Here is an 11,719-nt window from a genome sequence, read left to right on the forward strand (position 1 = left end):
CCGGAATCCGGCCCGTAGGTAACAAGGGAGTCCCCCACTGTTCACACCATGGCATCCCGGCACGTCGGGAAGGACCGAACAGACTGGCTATGCTCCACATATGGCCGCTCCAGGATGGCTCACCCCCCGTAGGCGCTCCGCCACCGCGCGCAGCGTCCTGGCAGGCGAGGCCGCCGCGGAGGCGGCCCGCAAGACCTCGGCCCAGCTCGAACGGGAGCGGGAGGAGGCCGCGGCCGCCGAGGCCGCCGCCGAAGCCGCGCCCGCGGAGCCGGAGTTCCCGGTCGTCGGCGACACCGAGGCCGCCGCCTTCTTCGACCTCGACAACACCGTGATGCAGGGCGCCGCGATCTTCCACTTCGGCCGCGGCCTGTACAAGCGGAAGTTCTTCCAGCGCCGCGAACTCGCCCGGTTCGCCTGGGCGCAGGTCTGGTTCCGGCTCGCCGGCGTCGAGGACCCCGAGCACATGCAGGAGGCCCGGGACAGCGCGCTGTCCATCGTGAAGGGCCACCGCGTCTCCGAACTGATGTCGATCGGCGAGGAGATCTACGACGAGTACATGGCCGACCGCATCTGGCCGGGCACCCGCGCGCTGGCCCAGGCGCACCTGGACGCCGGCCAGAAGGTCTGGCTGGTGACCGCCGCCCCGGTCGAGACCGCCACGATCATCGCCCGCCGGCTCGGCCTGACCGGCGCGCTCGGCACCGTCGCCGAGTCCGTCGACGGCGTCTATACGGGCAAGCTGGTCGGCGAGCTGCTGCACGGCCCCGCCAAGGCCGAGGCGGTACGGGCGCTCGCCGCCGCCGAGGGCCTGGACCTGGCGCGCTGCGCCGCGTACAGCGACTCGCACAACGACATCCCGATGCTGTCCCTGGTCGGACACCCCTACGCGGTCAACCCGGACACCAAGCTGCGCCGGTACGCCAGGGACCGCGAGTGGCGGCTGCGGGACTACCGGACCGGCCGCAAGGCGGCCAAGGTCGGCATCCCCGCCGCGGCCGGCGTGGGCGCCCTCGCGGGCGGCACGGCCGCCGCGCTCGCCCTGCACCGCCGCCGCCGCTGAGCCGGCGCCCACCGGGCACGGCACGCGCGGGCGGATTTACCGATCATGCCGATACGTTTCGGCCGCGATCGATCACGACAACCCGGGACCGGCGGCGCTCACCCGTCCGTGGTCGAACACCCCCGTACACATGGCCCGTCGGGCCATCCGGGCTCCCTACCCGGCACGGGCCCCCGGCCACTCCCCCTCAGCGCACTTGAGCACAAGCACACCCATGGTTGATCACACTCGGAAGCAAACCGATCAGCAATCGGTCACCAAGTACGAGTGATCACGACCACAAGCAGTAACGGATCAGACTGAACCGGTGATTTGAGCAACTGGGTGTAGCACTGCCTGTACTAAGCGTTATTCTCCTCAGACGCATACCGGAACCCACGCGTCGCCACGACGAGTGAACGGTCCCGCACTGCACGTGATGGAAGCTCTGCCTCTGGGAGTCCCGTGTACCCACACGTCGGGGTTGACGCCTCGGGCCTGGCTACGCTGCGCGCAACGGTCCTCGACCACCTGCGCGGCTTCGTCCCCACCGCGTACGCCGCCCTCGCACCCGCTTTCGGCGGACCCGCCTTCGCCGGGGGGCCGGCACCCGCCGGGCCCTGCTATGCCCTGGCCGAGAGCGGCGCCGCCGTCGGCAGACGCTCCGCCCGGGGCGGCGCCGGCACGTCGACCGCCGCCCGCAGGCCCACCGCCGACAGCGACAGCGCCCGGATGATGGACCTGGTCGAACGCGCCCAGGCGGGCGAGGCCGACGCCTTCGGCCGGCTCTACGACCAGTACAGCGACACCGTCTACCGCTACATCTACTACCGCGTGGGCGGGAAGGCGACGGCGGAGGACCTCACCAGCGAGACGTTCCTGCGCGCCCTGCGCCGGATCTCCACCTTCACCTGGCAGGGCCGCGACTTCGGCGCCTGGCTGGTCACCATCGCCCGCAACCTGGTGGCCGACCACTTCAAGTCCAGCCGCTTCCGGCTCGAGGTCACCACCGGCGAGATGCTCGACGCCAACGAGGTGGAGCGCAGCCCCGAGGACTCCGTCCTCGAGTCGCTGTCCAACGCCGCCCTCCTCGACGCCGTCCGCCGCCTCAACCCGCAGCAGCAGGAGTGCGTGACGCTGCGCTTCCTCCAGGGCCTGTCGGTCGCCGAGACCGCCCGCGTCATGGGGAAGAACGAGGGAGCGATCAAGACCCTCCAGTACCGGGCCGTGCGCACGCTGGCCCGGCTCCTCCCGGACGACGCCCGCTGAGCGCTCCGCGCCCCCCACACGCGCAGCCCGCCCCTCGCTCCCCACGCCCCCTCCCCCCACGCCACCCACGTCCCTCCCTCCCCGCCCGATACACAGTCGGTGACGACTCGATGACGCACTGGTCCGATCATCTTTCGCGCGTAACCCAAGTGCCGCGCCGCTCGTTGTGCGAAATGCAGGCTCCCTGTGGTCACGCCATGTCCACTTCCACTCACTCTTTCGTGTGGATGCGCTCAAGGTGTGCAACCTTCCGAACCCCTCGGGGAGTCGACCGTCATGACGAGAGGAGGTGCCGCCAGTGATCGCGAACGTTTCGGCGCACCGGCGGGCGAACGCCTTCGCCCAGGCCCTGGAGCATCGGACGTCCGAGGGCGCGGCGGCCGAGCCACCCGAGGCATCGGCCGAACCGGCCGAGCACGGACGGCTGTTGGCCCTGGCGAACGGACTCGGCGAGCTGCCGAAGCCGGAGATGGACCCCGAGGTCAAGGTGGTGCAGCGAGCCCAGCTCGTGGCCGCCATGGAAGCGATGCTCATGGAGGGGGGCGCCGGAGCGGGCCCTACCGTGCCGGAGCAGCGGAGCTCCCACGGCAAGGGAGCGCACCGGCTCCGCAAACTCCGGCCGCGCTCCCGCTGGACCAAGGGCCTGGCCGCCGGCGGCCTCACGGTCGGTGTGGCGGCCGGGGCGTTCAGCGGAGTCGCCGCTGCCAGCTCCGACGCCCTTCCCGGTGACTCGCTCTACGGGCTCAAGCGGGGCATGGAGGACATCAAGCTCGGGATGGCGGACGACGACGCCGACCGGGGCGGGCTCTATCTCGACCAGGCGTCCACGCGCCTGAGCGAGGCCCGCAGGCTCATGGAGCGCGGCCGGGCCGGCGACCTCGACCACGAGTCGCTCGGCGAGATCCGCCGGGTCCTCGACGGCATGAAGCACGACGCCTCCGAGGGCCACCGGCTGCTCCGCCAGGCCTACGAGCGGGACGGCGAGATCGGGCCCATGGCCCGGCTCAACTCCTTCGCCCAGGCCCACCGAGCCACCTGGGACGGGCTGCGGGACCGCCTCCCGGTCCAGCTCACCGACGTGGGCAACGAGGTGGACGACGTCTTCATCGCCATAGACGAAGAGGTCGAGCCGCTCCAGTCCGTGCTGCCGCGCACCCCCGAGCGCGGCTCCATCGGTTCCGGCGACCCGAGCGCGCCGCGAAGCACCCCGTCGGCCACCACCCAGCGCCCGCACACCTCGTCCGCCTCCCCGTCCCACAGCGGCGACGCGACCCAGCCCCAGCCGTCCGGCACGGGCACGGGCGCGCCGAAGGACGGCGGGCTCCTCGGCGGCACGGGCGACCTGCTCAAGCCCCCGCAGACGGGCACCAGCACCGCCCCGTCCGGCGACGAGTCCACCCCGTCCGTCCCGGACGTCACGATCCCGCCGATCCTCCCGGGCCTGCTGCCGGGCCTCGGCATCGACAGCAGCGACGCGAGCTGACGCGGACGCGGTACGAGGAGGGGCCCGCCACCCGGGATGGGTGGCGGGCCCCTCCTCGTACCGCCGGACCGGGAAGAACCCCTAGAAGAACACCGACCTGCGCTGCACCAACAACTTGTACAGCGTGTGCTGGATCTGTTCGCGGACCTGGTCCGTCAGGTTGAACATCAGCATCGGGTCCTCCGCCGCCTCCAGCGGGTAGCCGTCCGTCGGGATCGGCTCGCCGAACTGGATCGTCCACTTCGTCGGCAGCGGCAGCGCGCCCAGCGGGCCCAGCCACGGGAAGGTCGGGGTCAGCGGGAAGTACGGCAGGCCGAGCACCCGGGCGAGCGTCTTCGCGTTGCCGAGCATCGGGTAGATCTCCTCGGCGCCCACGATCGAGCACGGCACGATCGGCACCCCGGCCCGCAGCGCCGTCGAGACGAAGCCGCCGCGGCCGAAGCGCTGGAGCTTGTAGCGCTCGGCGAAGGGCTTGCCGATGCCCTTGAAGCCCTCCGGCATCACCCCGACGATCTCCCCGGCCTTCAGCAGCCGTTCGGCGTCCTCGGCGCAGGCCAGCGTGTGGCCGGCCTTGCGGGCCAGCTCGTTGACCACCGGCAGCATGAACACCAGGTCGGCGGCGAGCAGCCGCAGATGACGGCCCGCCGGGTGGTGATCGTGCACGGCGACCTGCATCATCAGGCCGTCCAGCGGCAGCGTCCCGGAGTGGTTGGCCACCACCAGGGCGCCACCGTCCTTCGGGATGTTCTCGACGCCCTTCACCTCCACCCGGAAGTACTTCTCGGCCAGCGGGCGGAGCAGCGACATCAGGACCTGGTCGGTGAGCTCCTCGTCGTAGCCGAACTCGTCGACCTCGTAGTCGCCGGTGACCCGCCGCCGCAGGAACGCGAGCCCGCCCGCGAGCCGCCGCTCCCAGCCGGAGCCCCGGGCCCCGCCGGGCGCCGGGGCCTCGGGCTCGGCCGGAGCGGGAGCCGGTGCCGGCTGCGTCGGCAGCGCCCGTACGGCGGCCGCGCCGTCGCTCCTGCCACCGGGCGGCCGGCGGCGGGCCCGGGACCGGTCGTCGTCGAAGGGGATGACCTTGGCGTCCGCCATCGCGATCTGGGCTCCTATTCCGCGGTCGGGGAGGTCGGTTCGGGTACGGGACGGTCGGCGAGCCGGTCCGCGAGCCGGTCGGTGAGCCGGTCCACGGCGCCCGCCAGGAGCTCCGGCGGCAGCAGACCCGGGCCCCGGCTCCCCGCGAAGTCCGCGAAGGCCCCGGCGGTGGTGTAGCGGGGCGTGAAGCCGAGGGTCTCGCGCATCTGCACCGTCGACACCACCCGGCCGTGGGTGAGCAGCCGGATCTGCTCCGGCGCGAAGTCGGTCAGGCCGACCGTGCGCAGCGCCTGCCCGACCCAGGTGACCGCGGGCAGCAGCACCGGCACCGTCGGCCGGCCGAGCCGCCGGGCGCACTGGGACAGCAGCAGCACCCCGTCGCCGGCGATGTTGAAGGTGCCGCTGTTGAGGGTGGCGCGACGCGGTTCGCGGGAGGCCAGTTCGAGGACGTCGATGACGTCGTCCTCGTGGACGAACTGCAGCCGCGGGTCGTAGCCGAGGACGGTGGGCAGGACCGGCAGGTCCAGATACTCGGCGAGCGGGGAGTCCACCCGCGGCCCGAGGATGTTCGCGAAGCGCAGCACGCACACCGCCACGTCCGGGCGGCGCCGGGCGAAGCCCCGTACGTATCCCTCGACCTCGACCGCGTCCTTCGCGAAGCCGCCGCTCGGCAGCGACTTGGCGGGGGTCGTCTCGGTGAAGACCGCCGGGTCGCGGGGCGCGGCCCCGTACACGCTCGTGCTGGACTTCACGACCAGCCGGCGCACCCGCGGCGACTTCTGGCAGGCGCCGAGCAGCTGCATGGTGCCGATGACGTTGGTCTCCTTGACCGACGTACGGCCGCCGGAGCCGAGCGCGGTGCCGGTGACGTCCATGTGCACGACGGTGTCCACGTCGTACTGCGCGAGGACCTTGGCGACCGTCGGCTGCCGGATGTCGGCCCGGACGAACTCGGCGGCGCCCAGCGGGTGCGGGGACTCGACCGCGTCCACGGCGACCACCCGGTCGACCTCCGGATCGCGCTGCACGCGCCGGACGAAACGCGCCCCGAGGTGCCGTGCCGCACCGGTGACGAGCACGACCTTGCCCAAGAGAAGCGCCTTCCGTCGGTCTTCCATCGGTGTTCCGCTGACCGCCACCGTAGCGCCTTCACATTTCGGCGCAATAAAAGCGTGGCCCCCCACCGGAAAACGGTGAGGGGCCACGCCTGACGCACGACGCCGTCGAAGCGGCGCGCGCGCTTACTTCTTGTTGCGACGCTGAACGCGCGTGCGCTTGAGCAGCTTGCGGTGCTTCTTCTTCGCCATCCGCTTACGCCGCTTCTTGATAACAGAGCCCACGACTACCCTCGCTCACTTCTCGGAACATCCCCGCGCCAGCGGGGATCGGTGCGGGGCGTCTGGGCCCACACGACCTACGAGGGGCTAGCCTACCGCCCCGAGCGACCGGCTCGTAAACCGAGGGCGTCATCCCGGGACGGCACGTGCCCGCTAAGCGGTCGCGACCCCCACGAAGGATTCCCTGAGGTACTCGTGAACCGCCTGTTCCGGCACCCGGAAGGACCTCCCCACCCGGATCGCCGGCAGATGACCGCTGTGCACCAAGCGGTACACGGTCATCTTCGAGACGCGCATCACCGAGGCGACCTCCGCCACGGTCAGAAACTTCACCTCGTTGAGAGGCCTGTCGCCAGCAGCCATGACCCACCTGTACCTTCCGCCGCGACGCCCACCGGCTTCCCCTCCGGTGACTCTTCGTCGCTGAGCGCTCACGCCCAGAGTAGGGGCGGGTGGTACGAGTGGGGAAGAGGAGCAACCATCGGCCGTTTACCGTGACAGACACGCTCGATTGAGTACATAGCGAGTGAGTGGACGGTAGTAGTCCGAGCGGACCCCGTCATCAAGCGGAACGGCCACCGACACCTGCCCCTCGGCCTCCCCGACGAACAGCGCCGGATCGTCCGTGTCGGCGAGCCCGATGCTCTCGATACCCAGCTGACCTGCCCCGCAGACCCAGCCGTGGTCGCCCACCACCAGCTCCGGAAGCGGCCCGCCGGCCTCGGCCGCGCTCTCCAGGGCCGCCCGAACCGGCAGCGGCGAGTGCGTGTGCGCCCCTGGCTCGCGCCCTGCGGCCGGCAGGTCCGGTTCTCGCACCAGCGCGACACCGCGTACGTAGTCGAGGAGGTGCGTGCGTACGCCGAACCGGGTCGTTATGTCGACACATCTCCCCTGCGCCGGGGTGAGAACAAGACAGCCCGCCGCCGACAAAGCGTCTGCGAGCGCGGCGTAGAAACCGAGCAGCCGGTGCGGATGGCCCGTCCCGAGGAGCACCGGAGCCCGCCGCCGGGCCGCCGCGCCGAGCCGCTCCGCGAACGCCGCGAGCGCCCCCAGCGTCCGCTCCGGATCGATCACGTCCGGCCCCGAACGGTGCGCCGGATCGCCCGACACCCCGCACTTGTCCGCCATCAGCCGCAGCAGTTCACCCTCGTCCCAGCCGCCTTCGGGATCCAGCCCGAGCGTCACCCGCGGATCCCCGGCCGCGAACAGCCGATAGCTCCGCAGGCTCTCCTCCCGCGAGGTCGCCACGGTCCCGGCCAACCCGGCCGCCAACAGATGCGCCCGCAGCGCCCCGGTACTCAGCACCCTGACGATGCTGCCGGAACGACACTGCACCGGGGCCGAAACCCCGAACGCGCCCCACAGTCGGCGTAACCCGGCGCCCGCTGTCCCCCCGCCCGTACGAACGGATCAGGCCAGAAGGCGGATCAGGCCAGCAGGCGGACCGGGCAAGGCGGATCAGGCCAGCAGCCCGCGCAGCGGGAACGCCGCCCGCCGCGTCGCGAGCACCGCCTGGTCGAGCCGGTCCGCCGGGTCGTAGCCGTCCGCCCAGTCCCGCACCCCGACCGGCCAGCGCCCGTCCGTCATCCGCGCCGGCCCCAGCTGCCGGGTCCGCGCGTACACCTCGTCCCGCCACGAGGACGGGATCACTGACTCCGGATCCACCGGAGCGTGCGCCGCGATCCCCACCAGATGCGTCCACGACCGCGGTACGACGTCCACCACCGCGTACCCGCCGCCCCCGAGCGCCAGCCACCGCCCGCCCTCGACATGCGCGTGCGCCAGCTCGTGACACGCCTCCTGCACCGCCCGCTGCGCGTCGAGCGACACCGCCAGATGGGCCAGCGGATCCTCGAAGTGGGTGTCCGCGCCGTGCTGCGTCACCAGGACCTGCGGCCGGAAGTCGGCGATCAGCTCCGGCACCACCGCGTGGAACGCCCGCACCCAGCCCGCGTCCGCGGTCCCCGCCGGAAGCGCCACGTTCACCGCGCTCCCCTCCCCCGCGCCCGGGCCGCCGGTCTCCTCCGGCCAGCCCGTCTGCGGGAACAGCGTCCGCGGATGCTCGTGCAGCGAGATCGTCAGGACCCGCGGATCGTCCCAGAACGCCGCCTGCACCCCGTCCCCGTGGTGCACGTCCACATCCACGTACGCCACCCGCTCCGCGCCCAGTTCGAGCAGCCGGGCGATCGCCAGCGAGGCATCGTTGTAGATGCAGAAACCGGAGGCCGCGCCCGGCATCGCGTGGTGCAGCCCGCCCGCGAAGTTCACGGCGTGCGCCGCGTCCCCCCGCCACACGGCCTCCGCCGCGCCCACCGACTGCCCGGCGATCAGCGCGGACACCTCGTGCATGCCCGCGAACGCCGGATCGTCCACCGTCCCCAGGCCGTACGTCTGGTCCGCGGCCCGCGGATCCGCCGAAGCCGCCCGCACCGCCGCCACGTAGTCCTCGCGGTGCACAAGCCGCAGCGTGGAGTCCCCGGCCGGCTTCGCCGCCACCACGTCCACCTGACGGTCGAGCCCGAACGCCCGCACCAGCCCCATGGTCAGCGCGAGCCGCACCGGATCCATCGGGTGCTCCGACCCGAAGTCGTACCCGGTGACAGCTTCATCCCACATCAACAGTGCGCGGCCGCTCATGCCCGCCACCGTATCGGGCCTTCGGAGCGCCGAACGACGTGGCATACACCACCGTCACCAGGACCAACACCATCGGCACCAGCATCGCCCCGCGATAGCTCCACGCGTCCCCGAGCGCCCCCACCAGCGGCGAGCCGACCAGGAATCCCACGTAGTTGAAGACGTTGAGCCGCGCCACCGCCGCGTCGCTCGCCCCGGGGAAGAGCCTTCCGGCGGCGGCGAAGGTCTGCGGCACGACCACGCTGAGCCCGAGCCCGAGCACCGTGAACCCGGCCATGCCCACCCAGGGCCCCTGCGCCGCCGCCACGACCGCGAACCCCAGCGCCGCGAGCACCGCGCCCGCCCGCACCACCAGGACCGCGCCGAACCGCCGCACCCCGAAGTCCCCGACCGTCCGTCCGAGCAGGGTCGTCACCATGTACGCGTTGTACGGCACCGTCGCCAGCTCCTCCGAGCTGTGCAGCACGTCCTGGAGGTACTTCGCCGACCAGTTGGAGACCGTCGAGTCCCCGATGTACGCGAAGGTCATCACCAGGCACAGCGGCAGCAGCAGCCGGAACACCACGCGCTGGGAGCCCGCCGGTTCGCCGGCGCCCATGGCGGCCTCGGCTTCCCCGCCCCCGTCCACGTACCAGCGGCTGCCGACGAACGCCACCGGCAGCAGCACCACGACCACCGGCAGATACGACACGAACAGCGGCAGATGCCAGTGCGCCCCCGCCCAGGCGAGCGAGGCACCGGCGATCCCGCCCAGGCTGTACGAGGCGTGGAAGCCGAGCATGATGCTCCGCCCGTACGCCCGCTGCAGGCTCACGCCCAGCATGTTCATGGACGCGTCCAGGGCGCCGACCGCGAGCCCGAACACCCCGAGCGCCACGGCCGCCGCCCACAACTCCGCACCGGCGCCCACCGCGAGGAGCGCGAGCAGCACCACGGGCTGCGCCCACCGCAGCACGGCGGCCGGCCCGACCCGCGCCGCCAGCTTCTCGGTGACGACGCTGGACACCCCGGCCAGGACCGGCACCGCCGCCAGGAACGCGGGCAGCAGCCCGTCGGATATCCCGTACCGGTCCTGGATCGCCGGAATCCGGGTCACGAGCAGGGCGAAGGCGACCCCCTGCACGAAGAAGCTCACCGTGAGGGATCCCCGCCCACGCCGCAACCGCGCATCTGTCATGGCGGCACAGTAGGGCCGGGACCTACCCAGCGGTAGATGGATCACATGCCCAATGTGCCGAGCAGCTCGTCCATGTGCTCGAAGCAGCCGGTGACCCCGGTCAGCCGCTCCCTCGGCGTCATCGCGGTGAACCCGTACACGTCCATCCCGGCCGCGACCGCCGCCTGCACCCCGAGCGCGCTGTCCTCGACCACGACACAGCGGCCCGGCGGCACGCCCATCCGCTCGGCCGCGTACAGAAAGAGGTCGGGCGCCGGCTTCCCCCGGCCGACGTCCTCGGCACTGAACACGATCTCCTCCCGGAACCAGGCGTCGAGCCCGGTCTTCCGATGCCCCACCCGGATCCGCTCATGACTCCCGGACGAGGCCACGCAGTACGGCACCCCTGCGGCGACGAGCCGCTTGAGCACGTCCGGCGCGCCGGTCACGGGCTCCAACTCCCGCTGGAACGCCTCAAATACGCGCTGGTGGAAGGTGGCGTCGAAGTCGGCCGGCAGCGTCCGCCCGGTCCGCTCCTCGACGATCTCGTGCACGCGGTGCATGGCGGACCCCATGAAGTCGCGAACCGACTCCTCGTACGTGGTGGGGTGCCCGAGCTCGGTGAGGTAGGCAGCAAGGAGGTGGTTGGAGATGGGCTCGCTGTCGACGAGCACACCGTCATTGTCGAAGATCACCAGGTCGTAGCGCATAGGACAAACCTAGATCCCTGCAGGTGGCCGATGGATACGCTGGTCCGGGCACCTACCAGGAGGACAGCATGGCCGACCTCACCCCCGAGCAGATGCACCGGCTGCACGACTTCGCGGAGCAGCTGGCGGAGCTGGCCGAACATCAGGAAGACCAATGGAAGGTGCAGACCACCGACGGTCAGATCTTCCTCACCATGATGAGCCCCACGGCTCCACACGGTCTCAACGTGGTGAGACTGCGCCGTCAGATCGAGGCGCAGACGCCCGAGGTCATCGCCCTCAACGACACCAACATGGGCGATCCCGTGACGGGCCTGACCAAGGTGCCCGACCTCATGGTCATCGCGGAGGAGGACACCGACGACACGGCGAAGAGCATCAACTCCCGCGATGTCCTGATGGTCGTGGAGGTCGTCTCCCGGTCCGATTCCCTCACGGACATCCGCGACAAGCTCTGCGACTACCCCAAGATGGGAGTCCCGCTGTACGTCGTCGTGGACCCGCGCAAGGACAAGAGGACCGTCACAGTGCACAGCGACCCGTCGCAGGGCCCCGACGGTATCCGCTATCGCAAGGAAGTCCCTTACGCATTCGGAGACAGCGTCACCGCCGGCCGCTGGACTCTCGACACGACCGGCCTCAAGAGCTACCCGGCCGACTGGTGAGCCATCGGAGCGAGGCTACGCCTCGACCCCGGCCGTGAACGCAGAAAAGCCCCGCACCAGATGGTGCGGGGCTTTCCCACAATGATTGTTCGGCGGCGTCCTACTCTCCCACAGGGTCCCCCCTGCAGTACCATCGGCGCTGAAAGGCTTAGCTTCCGGGTTCGGAATGTAACCGGGCGTTTCCCTAACGCTATGACCACCGAAACACTATGAAGTTGAACCGCCGCGCCTCCCGAAGGGGGGCGTGTTCGTTACTTCAGAACTAACACAGTGGACGCGAGCAACTGAGGACAAGCCCTCGGCCTATTAGTACCGGTCAGCTCCACCCATT

At 71.2% G+C, this 11,719-nt stretch carries 12 protein-coding genes and 1 rRNA gene; 4 read left to right on the forward strand and 9 right to left on the reverse strand.

Annotation, left to right across the window (positions count from 1 at the left end):
* Window positions 1-100 precede the first annotated feature (100 nt).
* From KV205_RS23180 to KV205_RS23190, 3 genes are all read left to right on the forward strand, one after another.
* Window positions 101-1,060, forward strand: a complete 960-nt coding sequence (locus KV205_RS23180; RefSeq protein WP_265866475.1) for an HAD family phosphatase — start codon at window positions 101-103, stop codon at window positions 1,058-1,060.
* A 444-nt stretch (window positions 1,061-1,504) separates the two neighbouring features.
* Complete coding sequence (locus KV205_RS23185) at window positions 1,505-2,308, forward strand: ECF subfamily RNA polymerase sigma factor, BldN family (protein WP_265866476.1); 804 nt, start codon at window positions 1,505-1,507, stop codon at window positions 2,306-2,308.
* Between the two features lie 298 nt (window positions 2,309-2,606).
* On the forward strand, window positions 2,607-3,791 hold the full coding sequence (locus KV205_RS23190) for a DUF5667 domain-containing protein (RefSeq protein WP_265866477.1): 1,185 nt from the start codon (window positions 2,607-2,609) through the stop codon (window positions 3,789-3,791).
* An 81-nt stretch (window positions 3,792-3,872) separates the two neighbouring features.
* On the opposite strand, the gene KV205_RS23195 is transcribed toward KV205_RS23190, so the two are convergent.
* The 8 genes from KV205_RS23195 to KV205_RS23230 all read right to left on the reverse strand — a co-directional run bounded on the left by KV205_RS23195 (window position 3,873) and on the right by KV205_RS23230 (window position 10,723).
* The gene (locus tag KV205_RS23195) at window positions 3,873-4,883 is read right to left on the reverse strand and encodes a lysophospholipid acyltransferase family protein (RefSeq protein WP_265866478.1); all 1,011 of its coding nucleotides are present in this window, start codon (window positions 4,881-4,883) and stop codon (window positions 3,873-3,875) included.
* 14 nt (window positions 4,884-4,897) lie between these two features.
* On the reverse strand, window positions 4,898-5,974 hold the full coding sequence (locus KV205_RS23200; RefSeq protein ID WP_265866502.1) for an NAD-dependent epimerase/dehydratase family protein: 1,077 nt from the start codon (window positions 5,972-5,974) through the stop codon (window positions 4,898-4,900).
* A 150-nt stretch (window positions 5,975-6,124) separates the two neighbouring features.
* Window positions 6,125-6,223 (reverse strand): 30S ribosomal protein bS22, encoded by a 99-nt coding sequence (locus KV205_RS23205; protein WP_003948845.1) that lies wholly within the window; start codon window positions 6,221-6,223, stop codon window positions 6,125-6,127.
* Window positions 6,224-6,373: 150 nt separating this feature from the next.
* On the reverse strand, window positions 6,374-6,583 hold the full coding sequence (locus KV205_RS23210; RefSeq protein ID WP_046910004.1) for a helix-turn-helix domain-containing protein: 210 nt from the start codon (window positions 6,581-6,583) through the stop codon (window positions 6,374-6,376).
* A gap of 126 nt (window positions 6,584-6,709) precedes the next feature.
* Entirely contained in the window at window positions 6,710-7,525 is an 816-nt protein-coding gene (locus tag KV205_RS23215) for a phosphatase (RefSeq protein ID WP_265866479.1), read from the reverse strand.
* Between the two features lie 153 nt (window positions 7,526-7,678).
* Window positions 7,679-8,857, reverse strand: a complete 1,179-nt coding sequence (locus KV205_RS23220; protein ID WP_265866480.1) for an acetoin utilization protein AcuC — start codon at window positions 8,855-8,857, stop codon at window positions 7,679-7,681.
* Window positions 8,826-10,034 (reverse strand): MFS transporter, encoded by a 1,209-nt coding sequence (locus KV205_RS23225; RefSeq protein WP_265866481.1) that lies wholly within the window; start codon window positions 10,032-10,034, stop codon window positions 8,826-8,828. The genes KV205_RS23220 and KV205_RS23225 overlap by 32 nt, the downstream gene beginning before the upstream one ends.
* Window positions 10,035-10,075: 41 nt before the next feature.
* Window positions 10,076-10,723: an HAD family phosphatase gene (locus KV205_RS23230; protein WP_265866482.1), complete on the reverse strand. Its 648-nt coding sequence runs from the start codon at window positions 10,721-10,723 to the stop codon at window positions 10,076-10,078.
* 68 nt (window positions 10,724-10,791) lie between these two features.
* On the opposite strand from KV205_RS23230, the gene KV205_RS23235 reads away from it, so the two are divergent.
* Window positions 10,792-11,388 (forward strand): Uma2 family endonuclease, encoded by a 597-nt coding sequence (locus KV205_RS23235; RefSeq protein ID WP_265866483.1) that lies wholly within the window; start codon window positions 10,792-10,794, stop codon window positions 11,386-11,388.
* 87 nt (window positions 11,389-11,475) lie between these two features.
* Here the strand turns inward: KV205_RS23235 and rrf are convergent.
* Window positions 11,476-11,592 (reverse strand): 5S ribosomal RNA (gene rrf, locus KV205_RS23240).
* Between the last annotated feature and the right edge of the window lie 127 nt (window positions 11,593-11,719).

The organism is Streptomyces sp. SKN60 (genome assembly GCF_026236535.1).
GTDB lineage: Bacteria > Actinomycetota > Actinomycetes > Streptomycetales > Streptomycetaceae > Streptomyces.